Here is an 18,227-nt window from a genome sequence, read left to right as displayed (position 1 = left end):
ATGGCGCTGGGGGCGATCCGGGCGTGCCGGGATCGGGGGTTGTCGGTTCCGGCGGACGTGTCGGTGGTGGGGTTCGACGACTCGCCGCTGATCGCATTCACCGACCCGCCGCTGACCACCGTGCGCAAGCCCATCGGCGCGATGGCCTCGGCCGCGGTGGCCACCCTCCTGGAGGAGATCAACGGCATCCGGAGCAGGCACATCGAGCTGATGTTCCAGCCCGAGCTGGTCGTGCGCCGCTCGACCGGCTCCGGCCCGCTGGTCAACCGCTAGACGTACCGCCCGCGAGCGCCGCCGGCCGGATCGGGCCGTGCCCGGCTGATGGGATCATGAAGCTATGCAGACCGCCTACGACGTCGTCGTCATCGGCGGGACCGGGGTGGACACCACCGCCTACGTGCCCGCGCTGCCCCTGCCCTACGCCGACACCTACGCCGTCCCCCCGATGATCGATCGGATCGGCAACACCGGCAGCGGCGTCGCGCTCGGCTGCCACACGCTCGGGCTGCGGGTCAAGCTGGTCGACCTGATCGGCGAGGACCCGCAGGGCCGGTTCATCCGGGCCCACATGGAGGCCCGGGGAGTGGAGTTCGCGTGGGCGCCCGCCCCCCAGGGCACCCGGCGCAGCGTCCTGCTGGTCGGCCCCGACGGGCGGCGGCTGTCGCTGTTCGACCCCCGTGACGCGCCCGGCGAGCGGCTGCCCCGGGAGCTCTACCTGGCGGCGGTGCGCGAGGCCCGGCACGTCCACGTGTCGCTCACCGGTTTCTCCCGCCACGTCTACCCCGACCTGGAGGGCGGGTCCGTCTCCACCGACCTGCACGACTGGGACGGGGAGAACGACTTCCACAAGGACTACGCCTACTCCTCCGACCTGGTCTTCCTGTCGAGCACCGCGCTCGGCTCCCGCCGCGAGGCCGTCATGCGCGACATCCTGACCGGTGGCCGGGCCAGGACCGTGATCTGCACGGCGGGCGCCGAGGGCTGCCACGTCCTCGACGCCGGCGGGTTCCGGCACTTCCCCGCCGCCCCGCTGCCCGGCCCGGTGGTCGACAGCAACGGAGCCGGGGACGCGTTCGTCTCCGGCGTCCTGTACGGCCTGCTCTCCGGGCGGTCCCTGGACGACGCCGTCACCCTCGGCGGCGTCGCCGGGGCCCACGCCTGCACGTCGGCGGGCACCCACGAGAACCCCATCGACGAGACGGCCCTCCTCGGTCGCGGGGAGGGTCTCCTCCGCTCCTCGCCGGCGTGATGTCCTGTCTTACCCGTGACGCCCCGCCTACCATGACTTTAGGTCATATATTACTACACTGAGTAGTTATGGGGGCGGCGCGGGAGCAGACCATCCGGACGCTCATCCCGGCGCGGATCGACCGCATGCCCTGGTCGCGTTTCCACACCAGGATGGTGGCCGCGCTCGGGGTGGCCTGGGTGCTCGACGGCATGGAGATCACGATCGCCAGCGCGGTCGGCGACGTCCTGCGGGCGCCGGAGACACTCGGGCTGACCTCCACCGAGGTGGGGTTCGCCGCGACGGTCTACCTGCTGGGCCAGGTGACGGGCGCGCTGGTGTTCGGCCGGCTGTCGGACAGGCTGGGGCGGCGCAAGCTGTTCGTCTTCACGCTCGGGGTCTACCTCGTCGCCAACGGTCTCACCGCGCTCTCGTTCGACTACTGGTGGCTGCTGCTGTTCCGGTTCATCGCCGGGACGGGCATCGGCGGCGAGTACTCGGCGATCCACTCGGCCATCGACGAGCTCATCCCCGCCCGCTACCGCGGCCGGATCGACCTGGCGGTCAGCGGCACCTACTGGCTGGGCGCGATGATCGGCACGGCCTCCACCTTCGTCCTGCTCAACCCCGGCCTGCTCCCGGTGAACGTGGGCTGGCGGCTCGGCCTGCTCATCGGCCCGCTGCTCGGCCTGGTGATCTGGGGCCTGCGGCGGCACCTGCCGGAGAGCCCGCGCTGGCTGGTCATGCACGGCCGGGAGCGGGAGGCCGAGGAGGCGATCAGGGAGATCGAGGAGCACGTCCTGGAGCCCGGCAAGAAGCTGCCGCCGGTGGACAGGCGCAAGGCCCTCGAGATCCGGCCGCACGGCCCGGTCCGCTACCGCGACGTGATCCGGGTGGTCTGCAGGGACTACCCCAAGCGGTCCGTCCTCGGCGCCACCCTGATGATCAGCCAGTCCTTCCTCTACAACGCGATCTTCTTCACCTACGTGCTGGTGCTCTCGAACTTCTACGGGGTCAGCGCGTCGGACGCGTCGAAGTACCTGTTCCTGTTCGCGCTGGGCAACCTGCTCGGCCCGTTCGTGCTCGGCCCGCTGTTCGACACCGTCGGCCGCAAGCCGATGATCTCCTCCACCTACATCCTCTCCGGGCTCCTGCTGGCCCTGACCGGCTGGCTGTTCAAGGAGGGCATGCTCACCGCGACGACCCAGACGCTGCTGTGGGCGGTCATCTTCTTCATCGCCTCCGCGGCGGCCAGCTCCGGCTACCTGACCGTCAGCGAGCTGTTCCCGCTGGAGATCCGGGCCCTGGCGATCGCGGTGTTCTTCGCGATCGCCCAGACGTTCGGCTCGCTCGGCCCGACCGTCTTCGGCGCGCTGATCGGCGACCAGGCCCACCCGGAGCCGACCCGGCTGTTCTACGGCTACCTGTTCGCGGCGGCCATGATGGTGTTCGCCGGGATCATAACGATCTTCCTCGGGGTGCGGGCCGAGCGGGCCTCGCTGGAGGACATCACCCCGCCCCTCTCGCAGGTCGGGTCATAGCGCGGCGAGCAGGGCCGCCGCCCGCTCCCGGTAGGCGGCCACGTTGCGCATCTTGACGTGCTCGTAGCCGCGGATCACCTCCGGCAGCTCGGCCAGCTCGCGGACCCGCTCCCCGGTCTCCGGGCGCAGGTGAGAGAGGGCGAGGTGCACGTCGCGGGTGTACTCGGCGACGAGCTCGCGCTCGGTCCTGCGCACCCCGGCCATGCCGAACGGGTCCAGCCGGGTGCCGCGCAGCCCGCGCATGCCGTACAGCAGGCGGAAGGCCGGGTCGAACCAGGCGCCGAGACGGATCTTGCGGTTCACGCCCAGGGCGCGCAGGAACGGCGGGTGCAGGTTGTAGGAGATCTTCGCGCCGGGGCCGAACTCGGCGGCGACGCGGGCCCTCTCGGCCGGGTCCAGGTGGAGCCGGGCCACCTCGTACTCGTCCTTGTAGGCCATCAGGCGGTGCAGGTGGCGGGCGTAGGCCTCGGTGATCGGGCACTGCTCCGCCGAGGTCTCCCGCTCCAGGGAGAGGACCGCGCGCACCGCGTCGGCGTAGCGGGTGGCGTAGCGCAGGTTCTGGTAGGCGACGAGGTCGGCCACCCGGACCGTCAGGATCCGGTGCAGCTCGGTGCCGGTCGCGGCGACCGAGTCGACGAGCCCGGCGACCTCGGGGCTCGACGGCCGCCCGGCCGTCGCGGAGGCGCCGGTCGCCCGTGCCACGGACTCCGGGTCGGCGACGACGGCCCGGCCCCAGTGGAAGGCGGCGATCGTCCGCTCCGCGCTCCTGCCTCCGCCCAGGCGGATGGCCCGCTCGATCGACTCCAGGCTGAGCGGGATGAGCCCGCGCTGCCAGGCCGCGCCGACCACGATCGTGTTGGCCGGCATGTGGTCGCCGAACAGCCTCTGGGCCACGTCCTCGGCGTCGAGATAGACGTTCAGCTCGCGCCGGGTGCGCGACTCCAGCGCGCCGATCGGCGAGCCGAGGTCGGTGACGTGCGTGGACGGGTTCAGGACCATGGAGCCGGTGGGGACCAGGCTGGTGGAGACCACCGCGACGGTCCGGTCACGGTCGGCGCCGCTCAGGTGCTTGGGGTCGGTGGCGCCGATCAGGTCGAGCGCGAGATAGGCGTCCACGCCGGCCGTGCCGGCCCGCCCGGACCGGTCGTCGCCGCCCTCGAAGATCAGGATGTCGGAGACGACCGTGCCGCCCTTCTGGGCCAGGCCGGTCTGGTCGAGCCCGCGTGACTGCCTGCCGTCGAACATCGCGGCGGTGCCGAGGATCTGCGCCACCGACACCACGCCGGTGCCGCCGATGCCCACCAGCCGGATCATCGTCTCCCCGGTGCGCGACGGCGGCGCCGGCAGCGACGGGGGAGCCGGTACGGCGGCGCGCCTCCCGGCGGCCCTGCCCGGCGTGACGGTCAGGAAGGAGGGGCAGTCGCCCTCCACGCAGGAGTAGTCCTTGTTGCACGACGACTGGTGGATCTCGGTCTTGCGGCCGAACTCGGTCTCCACCGGCAGCACCGACAGGCACTCGGACTTCTGCCCGCAGTCGCCGCAGCCCTCGCACACCCGCTGGTTGATCGCCACCCGCCTGACCGGGTCGGGCAGGGCGCCCTTCTTGCGCAGCCGCCGTTTCTCGGCCGCGCACTGCTGGTCGTGGACCAGCACGGTCACGCCGGGGATCGCGGCCAGCTCACGCTGCGCGTCCTGCAGCGCGGTGCGGTCGCGGACCTCGGCGATCCGGGCCAGCCTGACCCCCCGGTAGCGCTCGGGCTCGTCGGTGGTGACGATCACCCGGCGCACGCCCTCCACCTCCAGCCAGCGGGTCAGGTCGGCCACGGCGAGGGAGGGGGTGATCGTCTGGCCGCCGGTCATGGCGATGGCGCTGTTGTAGAGCAGCTTGTAGGTGATGTTGACGCCCGCGCCCACGGCGGCGCGCACGGCGAGCGAGCCGGAGTGGTGGAAGGTGCCGTCACCCAGGTTCTGGAAGATGTGCGGGGTGTCGGTGAACGGCGCCTGGCCGATCCACTGGGTGCCCTCGCCGCCCATCTGGGTCAGGCCCGTCAGCGTGCCCTTGCCCTCGCGGTTGAGCACCACCATCGTGTGACAGCCGATCCCCGCGCCCACCGGGGCGCCGTCCGGAACGGCGGTGGAGCGGTTGTGCGGGCAGCCCGAGCAGAAGAACGGGGTGCGCTCCGCGCCGAGCAGCTTCAGCGGTGCCGGCCGGGAGATCACGGCCAGGCCCTTGGCGATCTCGGCGCGGCCGTCCAGGCCCTTGCGGCGCAGCCGGAAGGCGATCGCCTTGGCGGCCAGGTCGGCGTCGACGCCCCCGGCCCGCGGGATCAGGGCCGCGCCGTTCTCGTCGAGCTTGCCGAGGACGCGCGGGGCGTCGGCGGTGCCGTACAGGACGTCCTTGACCAGGGTCTCCAGCAGCGGGCCTTTCTCCTCGACGACCAGGATCTCCTCCAGGCCCCGGGCGAAGGTCCGGACGATGCCGGGCTCCAGCGGCCAGAGCATGCCGATCTTCAGGATGCGGACGCCGAGCTCGGCGGGGTCCACGCCCAGCTTGCGGAACCCCTCGCGCACGTCGTGGTAGGCGGTGCCCGAGGCGACGATGCCGAGCCAGGCGTCACGGGGGTCGACGGTGATCCGGTTGAGGCCGTTCTCCCTGGCGTAGGCGCGCGCCAGCTCCAGACGCGGGCCGGTCAGCGTCCGCTCCATCTCCAGCGACCAGGGAGTGAGCAGGGTGGCGTCCGGCGTGTGACGGTACGGCCTGCCCTCGTATTCGACGACCGGCATGACCGGGACCACCCGGCCGGGGCCGACGCCGACCGTGCCGGTGCCGTCCACCACGTTGGAGACCGCCTTCACCGCCACCCACAGGCCGCTGGCACGGGAGGCCGAGATCGCGTGGCGGCCCAGGTCGAGCAGCTCCTGCACGCTGCCGGGGTGGACGATCGGCATGCCCAGCGCGGCGAGCGCGCTCTCGGTGGCCGAGGGCAGCGTCGAGGACTTGCATGTGGGGTCGTCGCCGCAGAAGGCGATCAGGCCGCCGTCGGGGTGGGCGCCGACGAAGTTGCCGTGCCGGAACGCGTCGGCCGCCCGGTCGACGCCGGGGGCCTTGCCGTACCAGACGCCCAGGACGCCCGCCTTGCGCGGCCGGGGGAGCGTCGGCACGAGCTGGCTGCCCCAGACGGCGGTGGCGCCCAGCTCCTCGTTCTGGCCCGGCCGGTGCACGACGCCGAGCGGCCCGGCGTGCTGGTGGGAGCGGGCGAGCTCCTGGTCGAAGCCGCCGAGCGGGGAGCCGGGGTAGCCCGACACCATCGTGCCCGTGTCGAGGCCGGCGGAGCGGTCGGCGCGCATCTGGTCGAGGATCACGCGGACCAGTGCCTGCGTGCCGGTCATGAAGACCCGGCCCTCGTCGAGGACGTACCGGTCGTCGGGCGTCACCTCACGGGCATCGGCGAAGATCGTCATGAGCGTGGTCCCGTCTGTCTGCACCGCTTCGATTGCCCGCAAGGTTATGTCAGGTGGACCGAAATTCGATGTCAAGATTTATGGTGATTACGCTGTTGGTTAGCATCGGTTGCCATGGATGCAACGGATCGCGCAATTCTTGGTCTCCTGCAGGTGGAGGGGCGGCTCAGCAACCTCGAACTCGCCGAGCGCGTGCGGCTGACCCCCTCGCCGTGCCTGCGCCGGGTCCGCAACCTCGAGGAGGCGGGGGTGATAACCGGCTACCGGGCCGTGGTCGACCCCGCCGCCGTCGGACGCGGGTTCCAGGTCCTCGCCTACGTCGAGCTGGAGGGGCAGGACGCCGAGACCGTGACCGCCTTCGAGACGGCGGTCATGGAGATCGACGACGTGGTCGAGTGCCTGCGCATGTTCGGCCGCCCCGACTACGTGCTGCGGGTCGCCGTGCCCGACATGGACTCCTACAGCCAGCTCTGCCTGGAGAAGCTCGGCCGCCTGCCCGGACTCGACAAGCTCACCTCCCAGATCGCCATGAAGGCCCTCAAGCCGGGTGGTGTCCTGCCGCTGTGAGCCGTGCGGCCGGCAGGCGTACGGCGATCATGGCGATGTCGTCCTTGCCGTTGGTGGCCAGCTCGGACAGCAGCGCGTCGCAGAACGTCTCCAGGGGCTCCCCGGCGAGCGCCGCGGCCTGGCGGCACAGCCGGGCCAGCCCCTCGTCGATGTCCTCACCCGGACGTTCGACGAGGCCGTCGGTGTAGAGGAGCAGCGTGCCCTCCGGCGGCAGCGGCTCGATGACGCTGCTCCGCGGCAGGTCGGGGAGCAGGCCCAGCAGAGGATCGGCGAAGCCGTCGAGGAAGCGGCCCTTGCCGTCGCCGGTGACCAGCAGAGGCGGCGGATGCCCGGCCACGGAGTGGTTCAGCTGCCAGCCGCCGTCCTCGGAACTCTCCACGCGCGCCAGGACGCAGGTCGCGGTCTGCTCCTCGTAGAGGGTCTCCATCGCGAGGTCCAGGCGTCTGAGGATGTCGCCGACGGGCTCCTCGCGGTCGACGGCCAGCCCCCGGAGCAGGTTGCGGATCTGGCTCATGGCGACGGCGGCGGGCAGGTCGTGGCCGGCCACGTCGCCGATCGTCAGCATGGTGGCGCCGTCGCGCAGCCGGAAGCAGTCGTACCAGTCCCCGCCGACCTCGGCGGCGGCGGCGCTCGGCCGGTAGCGGGCGGCGATCCGCAGGCCCGGCACGGCGGGCGGTTCCGGGAGCAGGCTGCGCTGCAGGGCGAGCGCCACCCGCTTCGTGCGCCGGAACTCGATGGCGTTGCTGAGGGCGTCGTGCGCGTTGTCGAGCATCTGGTCCATCAGGGCGACGTCGGCCGCGCTGATCGGGGGGCGGTCACCGCAGACGGAGGCCACCACCACCGCCGCCACGGTGCCGTCGACGACGACCGGCACGAGGACCACGCTGTTGGCCTCGGCCGAGACGAGCCAGGCCTCGGCCCCCGCCGGTGCGACACCGGGGGCGGGGCGCCCGGTGGGGAACGTCCGGTGGATGGGGCGGCGGCGGCGCACCATGCGGGTGAAAACGGTGTCGGGGGCGAAGATCTCCTCGCCGTGCTCCGGAAGCTCGGGCAGGCCGGGCCGGGCGGCGGAGGCGACGAGGTGCGCCACCAGAGGGGCGTTCTCGGGGCGGTCCGGCGAGTCGGGCAGGAGGTAGATGATGCACCCGTCGGCCAGGTCCGGCACCATCGCGCGGGCCAGCGCGGAGAGCATCTCCTCCAGGCGGATGACGTCGGCGGTGGCGGCGGCGGCGCGGTTGAGCAGCTCCCAGCGCCGGTCCTCCTGCCACGCCTGCTCGATGTCGGTGCAGCTGCCCACCCATTCCACCACGGTGTCGCCTTCGAGCACCGGTACGGCGCGGACGCTGAAGTGCCGGTAGGTGCCGTCCACGAGGCGGATCCGGTGGATGTGCTCCCACAGGTGGGGCACCTCCCGGGTCGCCCGGGACCATGACTCGGCGGTCGGCTCGCGGTCGTCGGGATGGACGGCCTCCAGCCATCCCTCCCCCTTGAACTCCTCCCACGACTGCCCGGTCACCCGCTCCCAGCCGGGGCTCGGTTCGATGATGCTGCCGTCGGCCGCGGTCACCCAGACCATCTCCGCGCCGACGCTCCCCAGCTTCTGGTAGCGCTGGAGAAGGCGGCGCCGCTCCTCGGAGAGGGCCTGGATCCGCTGCGCGGCGCTGACCTGCTCGGTCACCTCCACCGACACCAGCAGCACCCCGCGCTCGCCGCCGCCGAGAGAGATCTCCGAGAGGCTGAAGGTGAAGAAGCGCTCCTGCGGGCCGGTGTCGGCGTAGGCGAGGGCCACGGGGGCGTCGGTGACGGTCACGGGCTCGCCGGTGCTCAGGACCTGGTCGGACAGCCCGAAGTAGTAGTCCCGATCGACGTGGTCGCTGAACGCCTCGCGAGCGAGGGCCCAGAGCGATCTGTCGCCGAAGACCGACCGGTAGACCGCGTTGGCGTACACCAGCCGGTGGTCCCGAGCACTGGTGACCGACACCCCGACGGGGGCCGGATCGAACACCTCCAGCCCCAGCCCGCTTGATCTCTCCCCCCGGGCAACTTTCATCGTGCCTTCTCTGGCCGAAGAACGCATGTGCGCCGGCGTTGGACTCTGCCTGCGCACTTCCCCCTGATTGAGTCGCATACCCAGACAGTTCGGGCCTATACACACGATGGGTGGCATCGAGCCGGAAAGATCTACGCTATGCCCGCAGGAGCAGCCTCCCCGTGCGGAGGCGATCCTAGAGCGAGTCGCCCTTGATCCGGGTCAGGAAGGTGGCCCACACCTCGGGCGAGAACAGCAGAGCGGGACCGTCGGGGTTCTTGCTGTCGCGGACGGCGACGACGCCGGGGAGGTTGACGGCCACCTCGACGCACTCGCCGCCGTTGCCGTTGCTACGGCTGCTCTTGCGCCACCGGGCACCGGTCAGATCCATGAACTCATCCTCTTCTCGATAAAGGCCGCGGAGGCGGCCTGTGGGAGTGCCCAGGAACGCAATGCGTCGAACTGGGCCGACAGGGGGTCGACCCGGGCGGGATCGGTCAGGAGTTGCGCGTTCTCCGCGTTCTCCATGTACACCACATCGGGCGCTCCCTTGAAGGAGAGGACCAATATGGGTCCGGCCAGTCCGGGGTAGGCCCCCACCTCGAAGGGGATCACCTGAAGGGTGACCCGTGGTCGCGCCGTCGCCTCCAGCAGGTGCCCGAGCTGCTCTCGCATCACCCGGGCACCTCCTATGGGGCGCGACAGCACGGCCTCGTCCAGCAGGACGAAGAGGATCGGCGGGTCCGGGCGGTCCAGCAGCCGTTGCCGTTGCATCCGCACCGTCACCATCTCCTCCACCTGCTCGGCGGTGTCGAACGGCCGACCCAGGCGGGTCAGCATCCGCGCGTAGTCCTCGGTCTGCAGCAGCCCCGGCACCACCGCGAGCTGGTAGTTGCGGAGCGTGCGCGCCTCCCACTCCAGCTCGAACAGCGAGCGGACCCAGGCGGGCGAGGACTCCCGGCCGATCAGCGGCCAGAGCTTGATGAGCGTTCCGCCGGTCTCCAGCACCTCGTCGCATCGCTGCGCGAACTTCCTGGTCGGGGCGCGCATGGCGGTCTCGACCAGGCCCACCAGAGAGGTGGAGTAGGTCGTCCGCTTCGCGAGCTCCTGCTGGCTCCAGCCCATGGCCTCTCGCAGCCGGCGAAGCTCGGAGCCCCAGTAGGCCATCACGCTGGCGCTGGGATCCAGCTCGTTTGGGGCGGGCATGGGGGCTCCCGTCCTTTCGGGTCCTACATGTGCCGGGGTGGGTCCCACAGTGAAACCCAACCAAGTTGCATGTGTCTCTTAGTAATCGAGCACCTACCGAAAGTAATCATCCCACGGCACCCTGTGTAGGGGAAACGGTTCGTCGTTTTCACCGAACGCCGAGAGGAGGTGGGCAATGGCGAACCTCCGAGGCGTGCTCGCGGGAACGCCCGCCGTTCACGCCGCGTGTCTGCTCCGCGACGAGCTGGTCCGGCACGGCGTCGAGGGCGACGTTCACGACGGCTACGGCCTGGCGCTGGTGTCCGTCTGGGCCGACCTGGTGGTCTGGACGGACGGCATGGTCTACCGCTGGTGGACCGGGCGCCTGTCGCCGAGGACCAGGCGGCGGCTCTACGCCGTCTACGGCCTGGACAACCCGGCCGCCGTCGCCCGCGTGGTGGCGCTGCGCTACGCCGAGCTGAGGGAGAGCCATCCGCGCTCCGGGCTGATCGCCGAGGCTCTCCGCTCCCGCCCGTACGGGCGGGAGGGGGCGCTGACGGGTCTTCTCCGGGCGGCCGTCGAGACCACCGGGTGTGACGAGCGGGTGCGCCTCCCCTCGGTCCCCCTGCCGCTGGACGCCCTGCACGGTCAGTGACACCTGCATGGTCAGACACCTGCACGGTCAGACACCTGCACGGTCAGTGACGCCTGCGCGGCCGGTGACGGGAGCCGGCCGGTCGGGTCCGTCCGGCCGCGGGACCGCCCGCCCGCCCGTCTGGGCGGGCGCCGCCGCGAGCGTGAGCGGCGGCCTGTCCGGCACGCGGGGCCGGATCCGCCCGCGCGCCGTACCGGACGGATGTCAGCCGGCGTCGGCGGCGAGATCGACGACGGTGGTGAGGACGACGACGGAGTCCTCGTCGGCCTCCAGCGAGTGCCGCCGCCGCGGGATCGGCGCGATCTGCCCGGTGGCCAGCCCGACGGCCCCCTGCTCGTCCAGGATCCGCACCCGTCCCGACAGGACGTGCAGGCTCGCGGCCGGCGGGGCCTCGTGCTCGCCGAGGGCCGACCCCGCGGTCAGCGCGACGATCGCCTGACGCAGTGGGCCCTCGCGCAGGAAGGTGCGGGCGCTGCGGCCGTGGGAGCTCTCCCGGGCGAGGGCCAGATGCTCCTCACCGAGGGCCAGTACGTCGATCATCAAATCTCCTTGCGCGTGGAGACCCCGGCTTCAGCCGTGGGGAGGAAGCCAATGGTATTCCTCCTGCTTCTCCTGGCATCTGCCCCGCCCGGACGGAGGACATCACCAGGGGGCGGTAAAGTCATCCGCCCGGCACGGGCACGTCGAGTCCCGCAGCCGCCCGACTCGCCGCCGTGCCCGCCGGCGCCGTGATGGACTGCTCCGGTGCAGGCCACCGGAACCCGTAGTCGCCGAAGGGATCTCTGATCATCATGTCGACGCGGTTCCGGGGAGGGCTGACGGCGGCCGCGGGTGCGCTGACCGCCCTCGTCCTGGCGGGGCACCGGCTGCTGCCGAACTGGCGGGGGATGGGCAACACGCTCGACAGCGGCCTGCCGTGGCTGGGCCTCGCGGTCCCCCTCCTGGCCCTTGTCGCGTTCGCCCGCCGGTCATGGCTCGCGCTGGCGGGAGTCATGATCCCGGCCGTGATGTGGGCGGTGATGTTCGGGCCCGCGTTCGTCCGCACCGCGGCCACCGGACCGCGGGACCTGCGCGTGGTCCACCAGAACGTCAGCTACGCCAACGGCGACCTGGCGGCGACCGCCAGGGCCCTGCGGGCCACCGGCGCGGACATCCTCGTGGCCGTGGAGGTCTCCGACGACCCGGTGCTGGAGAACGGGACGATGGATCCCGCCTTCGCCCGGGAGATCGACCCCGGTTACCCCTACCGGTTCCCCGACAATCCGGGGGTGGCGGTGTGGAGCAGGTATCCCTTCGACGGCCTGCCGCGGCCCGTGTCCGGAGTGCCGCGCTCGCAGCATGCCGTCCTCCGCACTCCGCAGGGCGAGGTCAGCCTCTACGCGGTGCACCTCGCGTCCTTCCGCCCCGCCCAGCCGTCCGTCATCGCCAACCGCAACACCGAGGTGAAGGCACTGGCCCGTGCGGTCCGGGAGGATCCCAGCCCTCGGATCATCGTCGTCGGCGACCTGAACACCGCCACCACCGACCGGGAACTGGGCCACCTCACCGCGCTCCTGTCGTCCGTGTCGGAGAAGGCCGGCACGGGCCTGCAGTTCACCTGGCCCGCCGTCCTGCCCGCCGTCCGCCTGGACCACGTGCTCACCCGAGGCTTCACGACCCTCGACAGCCGGGTGCTGCCGATGTCGATCAGCGACCACCGTGCGATCCTGGCCGATCTGAGGGTCTCCGGCCGGTGGGCCTCACGCCCGGACGGATAGGGCCCGCTCGCCTCGGATGGTGCCGCCGGCCCCGCGGCCCTGTCGCCCCGGGTGACCGCCGGTCCGTCCTGCGGCCCTACCGCCCGTCCCGTTCCCCCTCCTGACGGCCGTCCGGTTCCCCGCCCCGCGGTCCGTCGAAGCGGATGGCGCGCAGCAGGTCCGAGGCGGGCCGGTCGAGCACGGTGACGCCTGCCGCGGGCGGGAGGGCGCCGCCGCGGGCACGCTCGATGAGCACCCGCCAGCGCCGGCAGTGCCGGGCGAAGCCGGAGGCGGTGACGACCCTTCCACGGGAGAGCTGCCCCGCGCGTGCGATCTCCGGCTCCACGTCGAGCATGATCAGGTGGACCTCGCTGCCGACCCCGCGGGCCAGCCAGGCGAAGCCGTACAGGATGTGCGGCCAGGTGCCCCGGGTGTGCGCGACGACGCCGTGCCCGCGCACCACCGCCCGCGCGATCCGCGACACGTGTGTGGCGTGCACGATCGGGGTGCGGATCCGCGGGGGGATCGGCCCGAGGTAGCGCGCCCACCAGTTACGGGACTGCCGCGAGTCGATCACCCACGCCTCACCGGCACGGACCGGCCCCCTCTCGTCGCCGCGCAGCCCGTACAGCCGGTCCAGCAGGGTGCTCTTGCCCGCGCCGGGAAGCCCCGCCAGCAGCACCAGTGATCCGGGGGGATAGTTCAGCTCCTCGGCGGACGCTCGGCCGGCCGGGGTGGTCGTGGCCATCGCGTGCACCTCACAGGGGTGGGGGACTTGTCTCGTCATGCGTCTCGCGGCCTTCCAGGTGGGCGGAAACGGGTTCGCCTGCGGTCCGGTGCCGCAGGGACAGGACGGACCGGGTGAAGGTCGGGCGGGGTTATCGATGGCGCGTGTCCGCCGGTCCGGACGCACGGCGGCCGGTGCGCGGGCGGGGGGCCGTGACGGCGGGCGCCGGGCGCACCGGGCGGGAGGGGGCGCGCCCGGTGGCGAGGCCGGCGACGGCCGGGGACGGAGCCTCGGCGGGGGAGGTCTCCCGCGGCCGGGGCGGACCGGCGGCCGTCGGAAGCGGTCTGTCAGCGAGCATGGGGACTCCTCGAATGCGCTTGGCCATTCGAGGTCTCCTTCACCCGCATGTCGCGGGCGACCGTCCGGGGATGCCGTAGGGCGTCCGTACTGACCGGGGCGGTTCTTGGGAAGTACTCCCCTCGTCCTCCCAGGTTAGGGGACTCCGGCCGGTCACTCCACCTGTCTGCCTGATCCGCTCCGCCGATATGTCTGTCTCGCGATGCATATGTCATCAATTGGCCACGGTCATCCCGTGCCGCAGAGGACACCGGCCGGAAACGCGGGCCGGAGCGGAGGACCCGCCGACGCCGGAGAGAGCGGTCGCGGGGATCCGGTCAAGGCCGACGCGGGTTTTGCGGATCTGGAAAGTTCTCAAATTCCCATAAGTCGGCTTGCTTGCTGCCGGAAAAATTGAGACTTGTCTTAACCATGTGACGTGTGAAATTTTACATACGATTAGCCGTCCGGTCGTTGACCAGACGGGATCGCTCCCTTCCCCCCCAGGAGTGACATGCGCAGCGAGTTGCGCCGAACGATCACCCGGATGGTGCTCGTCGGCTCCGTTCTCGGCTTAGGCATCGGCACACAGATCGTCTCCGCCCCACCGAGCACGGCGGTCGTACGGACCGGCGGGCCCGTGGCCGACCGGGACGTCTCCGGCGCCCGCGACGAGAGGACGCCGCACGTCCAGCACAAGCCCCTCACCCCCGACGAGCTTCCGCCGCTGTCCGCCTTCGTCGAGCAGCAGCGCGACGACTACGACGCGCCACCGGACACCGGGAAGCAGCGCGCCGCGGCGGCAGCGGTGTGCGACGTGGCGAACTTCACCGGCCAGAGCGGCGCCGCCCTGGTCACCGCCATCAAGAACGCCGACCCCACCTGCGTGAACACGCTGTTCAGGCTGACCGGCGCCGAAGCCCGCGCCACGTTCGCCGAGACGAAGATGGTCACCGCGGCCACCGCGCTGCGGGACAACGCCGTCGCCTACGCGGGTGACAACAGCACCGGCACGCTGCAACTCGTGCTGTTCCTGCGGGCCGGCTACTACGTGCAGAGCAAGGCCGACAACGGCATCGGCGCGTACGGCACGGCGCTGCGGAGCCCGGTCCGCTCCGCGCTGGACGCGTTCTTCGCCAACGGCCGCTCCGGCGACGTCAACGACGTCAACGGCGACACGCTGAACGAGGCCGTCATCCTCATCGACAGCGCGCAGGAGAACACCCGCTACATCTACGTGGTCAAGCGGCTGCTGACCGCCTACAACAGCTCCTACAACGCCTACAAGTACATGCGCAGCTCGGTGAACAGCGTCTTCACCGTGCTGTTCCGCGGCCATTACGACCCCGCGTTCGTCACCGCCGTCACCAATGACCCCAGCCTCCTGGACGTCGTCAACGGCTTCGCCGTCGACCACTCCGGCCTGCTCGGCGGGGACTACTACTACCTGCCCTACAACGCCGGCCGTGAGCTGAGCCGGTTCGTCCAGTACGCCTCGCTGCAGGCCAAGGTCCGTCCCATGGTGAAGGCCCTGATCGGCCGGAGCGCCATCACCGGCCCGACGGCCAAGATGTGGGTGGCCCTGGCCGACATGGTCGACTACTACGACAACGCGAACTGCTCCTACTACGGCGTCTGCGACTACCGGGCGCAGATCACGGCCACCGTGCTGCCGATCAGCCATGACTGCGGCCCCACCCTGCGCATCCGGGCCCAGGACATCACCACCGCCCAGCTCGACGCGAGCTGCGCCAGCCTGGCCGGCCAGGACGCCTACTTCCACAGCCTCGTGAAGGACAACGGTCCGGTCGCCGATGACCGGAACACCTCCCTGGAGGTGGTCGTCTTCAACTCCAGCGTGGACTACCAGACCTACGCGGGCGCGCTGTACGACATCGCCACCAACAACGGCGGCATGTACCTGGAGGGTAGTCCCGGCGTCGCGGGCAACCAGCCGAGGTTCATCGCCTACGAGGACACCCGGGTCCTGCCCGCCTTCGCCATCTGGAACCTGAACCACGAGTACACGCACTATCTCGACGGCCGCTTCGACATGTACGGCGACTTCAACGCCAGCCAGTCCACCCCGACCACCTGGTGGACCGAGGGCTTCGCCGAGTACGTCTCCTACTCCTACCGCGACGTCGTCTACGACGCCGCCATCACCGAGGCCGCCAAGAAGACCTTCACCCTGCGCGAGGTGTTCGACACCACCTACGAGCACGAGGACACCACCCGCACCTACCGCTGGGGCTACCTCGCCGCCCGCTACATGCTGGACAAGCACCCGGCCGACGTCGCCACCGTCCTCGGCCGCTACCGCGCCGGCGACTGGAGCGGGGCCCGCTCCTTCCTGACCGGCCTGAACTACACCGCCGACTGGAACACCTGGCTGACCGCCTGCGCGAGCGGCGCCTGCGGCGGTGACGGCACCCCGGCCAACACGGCGCCCGTCGCGGCCTTCACCACCGCCGTCAACGGCGCCACCGTCGCCTTCACCGACGGCTCGACCGACGCCGACGGCACCATCGCCTCACGCGCCTGGGACTTCGGCGACGGCGGCACCTCGACCGCGGCCAACCCGTCCAGGACGTACGCCGCTTCGGGCACCTACACCGTCCGGCTGACCGTCACCGACAACGGGGGCAAGACCGGCACGATCACCAAGACCGTCACCGTGACCGCGCCACTGCCGCAGTGCGCCGGCTCCGACGTCCGCATGCTCGGCAGGAACTGCGTCCGGACCGACGTCGCCGCGAACACCGGCAGCCACTCCTACCTCTACATCAACGTCCCCGCCGGAACCGCCCAACTCAAGATCACGACCTCCGGCGGCACCGGCAACGCCGACCTCTACTACAGCCCCGGCTCCTGGGCCACCGCGAACAACTACAGCAAGCGCTCGGCCACCGCGGGCAACGCCGAGACCCTGACCATCACCTCACCGCGGGCCGGATACCACTACATCACCCTGTACGGCACGACCGCCTTCACCGGAGTGAGCGTGAGCAGCGAACACTGACCCGCCTCCGACGAGCCCTCCCCGTCCGTGGACGAGGAAAGCCCATGGCCGCCGGGTAAGGCGGCCATGGGCCGGGTTCCATGAGCGTCCACACCGGGTCACGGCGACTCATGGCCGCAGGCGGACCAAGGGAGGAGGCGGTCCGCCTGCGAGGTTCGGGGGCGGGTGCGCCCTAGCGGAGGGCGGCCGCCTCGGCGGCCAGCTTCTCGATCCGCGCGTAGTCGCCGGCGGCCAGCGCGTCGGCGGGGGTGAGCCAGGTCCCTCCCACGCAGCCGACGTTCGGCAGCGCGAGGTAGTCGGGAGCCGTCGCGAGCCTGATCCCGCCCGTCGGGCAGAACCGCACGTCCGGCAGCGGCCCGCCGAGCGCCTTCAGGTACGGCAGGCCGCCGGCCGCCTCGGCCGGGAAGAACTTCATCTCCGTCAGCCCGCGCTCGGCCAGCGCCATGACCTCCGACGCGGTCGCCACGCCGGGCAGGAACGGCACGCCGCTCGCCTCCATGGCGTCCACCAGCTTCGGCGTGCTGCCCGGGCTGACCAGGAACCGGGAGCCGGCCGCCACGGAGGCCGCCACGTCGGCCGGGGTGCGGATGGTCCCGGCGCCGATCACCGCTTCGGGCACCTCGGCGGCGATCCGCTCGATGGCCCTCAGGGCGTCGGCCGTGCGGAGGGTCACCTCGATGACCGGCAGGCCGCCCGCCACCAGGGCGCGCGCCAGGGGCACCGCGGTCTCCAGGTCGTCGATCACGACGACCGGCACGACCGGGGCGATGTCCAGCAGACTCATACATACTCCATGTTCGACAGGCGCTGGTTCAGCCAGGCCGCCGCGCCGACCAGCGCGGGCTGCGGGGCCACGATCAGCGTCGTGGCGATGGCGGACAGGTAGTCGTTCAAGGTCGGGGTAGCCTCGAACCGGCGGCGGAAGTCGCTGGAACGGACCCGGTCCACGATACGGGGCAGCACGCCGCCGCCCAGGTAGATCCCGCCACGGGCGCCCAGGGTCAGCGCGACGTTCCCGGCGAAGGTGCCGAGCATGCCGCAGAAGACCTCGACGGTCTCCGCGCACAGCGAGTCGTCCAGCCGGGCCACGATGTCCGAGGCGGACAGCCGCGGCGCGTCCACGCCGTGCACCAGCGCGAGACCGTGGTGCAGCCGGGTCAGTCCCGGCCCCGACAGCAGGTGCTCGGCCACCACGTGCTCCAGGCCCTCGGCGCGCAGCGCCTGGACGATCGCGTGGTCGCGCTCGTCCAGGACCGGCACGGTGACGTGCCCGCCCTCGCCGGGGATCGGCACCCATCCCTCGACCGCGGGCACCAGGCCTCCCACGCCCAGCCCCGTTCCCGGGCCCAGCACGGCCTTGACCCCGCGCGACGGCTCGGGGCCGCCCAGGGAGACCAGGTCGTCACCCGCCAGGTGCGGCAGGGAGGCAGCCAGCGCCTCGAAGTCGTTGAGCAGCTCGGCGTTCGGGATGCCCAGGTCGCGTACCGAGCCCGCCCAGCCGGCGTTGGTGAGCCGGTAACGGTCGCCCTCGACCGGACCCGCGATCGCGATGCAGGCCGCTCCCGGCTGAACTCCGCCCGCATGGTCTGCGAGATAGGCGGCTACGGCTTCGGGGAGCCCGTCGTGATCCGCTCCGGCCAGTACGGCCACCGCCTGCGGCTGCCCGCCCGGCTCCGTGACCAGTCCGAACCGGGCGTTGGTGCCGCCGATGTCGGCGACGAGCCAGGGAAGGCTCACCA

At 71.6% G+C, this 18,227-nt stretch carries 15 protein-coding genes; 7 read left to right on the top strand and 8 right to left on the bottom strand.

Going from position 1 to position 18,227, the window contains the following annotated elements:
- The 3 genes from BM085_RS45810 to BM085_RS08265 all read left to right on the top strand — a co-directional run.
- Positions 1-273 (top strand): substrate-binding domain-containing protein (locus BM085_RS45810; RefSeq protein ID WP_245789196.1); only part of this gene is annotated, 273 nt, incomplete at its 5' end.
- A 64-nt stretch (positions 274-337) separates the two neighbouring features.
- Positions 338-1,249, top strand: coding sequence for a carbohydrate kinase family protein (locus BM085_RS08270; protein WP_093886407.1), 912 nt, complete (start codon positions 338-340; stop codon positions 1,247-1,249).
- Positions 1,250-1,317: 68 nt separating this feature from the next.
- Positions 1,318-2,769, top strand: a complete 1,452-nt coding sequence (locus BM085_RS08265; RefSeq protein WP_093886406.1) for an MFS transporter — start codon at positions 1,318-1,320, stop codon at positions 2,767-2,769.
- On the opposite strand, the gene BM085_RS08260 is transcribed toward BM085_RS08265, so the two are convergent.
- Positions 2,764-6,255, bottom strand: a complete 3,492-nt coding sequence (locus BM085_RS08260; RefSeq protein WP_245789195.1) for an indolepyruvate ferredoxin oxidoreductase family protein — start codon at positions 6,253-6,255, stop codon at positions 2,764-2,766. The genes BM085_RS08265 and BM085_RS08260 overlap by 6 nt on opposite strands.
- A gap of 90 nt (positions 6,256-6,345) precedes the next feature.
- Between BM085_RS08260 and BM085_RS08255 the strand changes: the two genes are divergently transcribed.
- Positions 6,346-6,798 carry an Lrp/AsnC family transcriptional regulator gene (locus tag BM085_RS08255; protein ID WP_093886404.1) on the top strand — a complete coding sequence of 151 codons (453 nt, stop codon included), beginning with the start codon at positions 6,346-6,348 and terminating at the stop codon, positions 6,796-6,798.
- Here the strand turns inward: BM085_RS08255 and BM085_RS08250 are convergent.
- From BM085_RS08250 to BM085_RS08240, 3 genes are all read right to left on the bottom strand, one after another.
- Entirely contained in the window at positions 6,770-8,848 is a 2,079-nt protein-coding gene (locus BM085_RS08250) for a SpoIIE family protein phosphatase (protein ID WP_093886403.1), read from the bottom strand. The genes BM085_RS08255 and BM085_RS08250 overlap by 29 nt on opposite strands.
- 175 nt (positions 8,849-9,023) lie before the next feature.
- On the bottom strand, positions 9,024-9,218 hold the full coding sequence (locus tag BM085_RS08245) for a DUF397 domain-containing protein (RefSeq protein WP_012890040.1): 195 nt from the start codon (positions 9,216-9,218) through the stop codon (positions 9,024-9,026).
- Positions 9,209-10,033 (bottom strand): helix-turn-helix domain-containing protein, encoded by an 825-nt coding sequence (locus tag BM085_RS08240; protein ID WP_031170344.1) that lies wholly within the window; start codon positions 10,031-10,033, stop codon positions 9,209-9,211. Before BM085_RS08240 ends, BM085_RS08245 begins: the two co-directional genes overlap by 10 nt.
- Positions 10,034-10,208: 175 nt before the next feature.
- Here BM085_RS08240 and BM085_RS08235 point away from each other — a divergent pair, with 175 nt between their 5' ends.
- Positions 10,209-10,667 carry a hypothetical protein gene (locus BM085_RS08235; RefSeq protein ID WP_093886402.1) on the top strand — a complete coding sequence of 153 codons (459 nt, stop codon included), beginning with the start codon at positions 10,209-10,211 and terminating at the stop codon, positions 10,665-10,667.
- A 204-nt stretch (positions 10,668-10,871) separates the two neighbouring features.
- Here BM085_RS08235 and BM085_RS08230 read toward each other — a convergent pair whose 3' ends face one another.
- A complete protein-coding gene (locus BM085_RS08230; RefSeq protein ID WP_093886401.1) occupies positions 10,872-11,207 on the bottom strand; it encodes a cupin domain-containing protein in 336 nt (111 codons plus the stop codon).
- Between the two features lie 251 nt (positions 11,208-11,458).
- Between BM085_RS08230 and BM085_RS08225 the strand changes: the two genes are divergently transcribed.
- On the top strand, positions 11,459-12,424 hold the full coding sequence (locus BM085_RS08225; protein ID WP_093886400.1) for an endonuclease/exonuclease/phosphatase family protein: 966 nt from the start codon (positions 11,459-11,461) through the stop codon (positions 12,422-12,424).
- Positions 12,425-12,500: 76 nt separating this feature from the next.
- On the opposite strand, the gene BM085_RS08220 is transcribed toward BM085_RS08225, so the two are convergent.
- Positions 12,501-13,151 carry an ATP-binding protein gene (locus BM085_RS08220; protein ID WP_093886399.1) on the bottom strand — a complete coding sequence of 217 codons (651 nt, stop codon included), beginning with the start codon at positions 13,149-13,151 and terminating at the stop codon, positions 12,501-12,503.
- Positions 13,152-13,980: 829 nt separating this feature from the next.
- Between BM085_RS08220 and BM085_RS08215 the strand changes: the two genes are divergently transcribed.
- Positions 13,981-16,488, top strand: a complete 2,508-nt coding sequence (locus BM085_RS08215; RefSeq protein WP_218158647.1) for a collagenase — start codon at positions 13,981-13,983, stop codon at positions 16,486-16,488.
- A 172-nt stretch (positions 16,489-16,660) separates the two neighbouring features.
- Here BM085_RS08215 and eda read toward each other — a convergent pair whose 3' ends face one another.
- Positions 16,661-17,272 carry a bifunctional 4-hydroxy-2-oxoglutarate aldolase/2-dehydro-3-deoxy-phosphogluconate aldolase gene (gene eda, locus BM085_RS08210; protein ID WP_093886398.1) on the bottom strand — a complete coding sequence of 204 codons (612 nt, stop codon included), beginning with the start codon at positions 17,270-17,272 and terminating at the stop codon, positions 16,661-16,663.
- Positions 17,269-18,225: a glucokinase gene (gene glk / locus BM085_RS08205; RefSeq protein ID WP_093886397.1), complete on the bottom strand. Its 957-nt coding sequence runs from the start codon at positions 18,223-18,225 to the stop codon at positions 17,269-17,271. The genes eda and glk overlap by 4 nt, the downstream gene beginning before the upstream one ends.
- Positions 18,226-18,227: the final 2 nt, after the last annotated feature.

The organism is Streptosporangium canum (genome assembly GCF_900113865.1).
Taxonomy (GTDB): domain Bacteria; phylum Actinomycetota; class Actinomycetes; order Streptosporangiales; family Streptosporangiaceae; genus Streptosporangium; species Streptosporangium canum.
Note: the sequence above shows the minus strand (reverse complement) of the source record. Positions and strands in the feature narration are given on the sequence as shown.

Bases quoted from the DNA above. Each gene is read 5' to 3' on its own strand.
- BM085_RS08270 (WP_093886407.1), top strand. From the start codon at position 338: ATGCAGACCGCCTACGACGTCGTCGTCATCGGCGGGACCGGGGTGGAC.
- BM085_RS08265 (WP_093886406.1), top strand. From the start codon at position 1,318: ATGGGGGCGGCGCGGGAGCAGACCATCCGGACGCTCATCCCGGCGCGG.
- BM085_RS08255 (WP_093886404.1), top strand. From the start codon at position 6,346: ATGGATGCAACGGATCGCGCAATTCTTGGTCTCCTGCAGGTGGAGGGG.
- BM085_RS08250 (WP_093886403.1), bottom strand. From the start codon at position 8,848: ATGAAAGTTGCCCGGGGGGAGAGATCAAGCGGGCTGGGGCTGGAGGTG.
- BM085_RS08245 (WP_012890040.1), bottom strand. From the start codon at position 9,218: ATGGATCTGACCGGTGCCCGGTGGCGCAAGAGCAGCCGTAGCAACGGC.
- BM085_RS08240 (WP_031170344.1), bottom strand. From the start codon at position 10,033: ATGCCCGCCCCAAACGAGCTGGATCCCAGCGCCAGCGTGATGGCCTAC.
- BM085_RS08235 (WP_093886402.1), top strand. From the start codon at position 10,209: ATGGCGAACCTCCGAGGCGTGCTCGCGGGAACGCCCGCCGTTCACGCC.
- BM085_RS08230 (WP_093886401.1), bottom strand. From the start codon at position 11,207: ATGATCGACGTACTGGCCCTCGGTGAGGAGCATCTGGCCCTCGCCCGG.
- BM085_RS08225 (WP_093886400.1), top strand. From the start codon at position 11,459: ATGTCGACGCGGTTCCGGGGAGGGCTGACGGCGGCCGCGGGTGCGCTG.
- BM085_RS08220 (WP_093886399.1), bottom strand. From the start codon at position 13,151: ATGGCCACGACCACCCCGGCCGGCCGAGCGTCCGCCGAGGAGCTGAAC.
- BM085_RS08215 (WP_218158647.1), top strand. From the start codon at position 13,981: ATGCGCAGCGAGTTGCGCCGAACGATCACCCGGATGGTGCTCGTCGGC.
- eda (WP_093886398.1), bottom strand. From the start codon at position 17,272: ATGAGTCTGCTGGACATCGCCCCGGTCGTGCCGGTCGTCGTGATCGAC.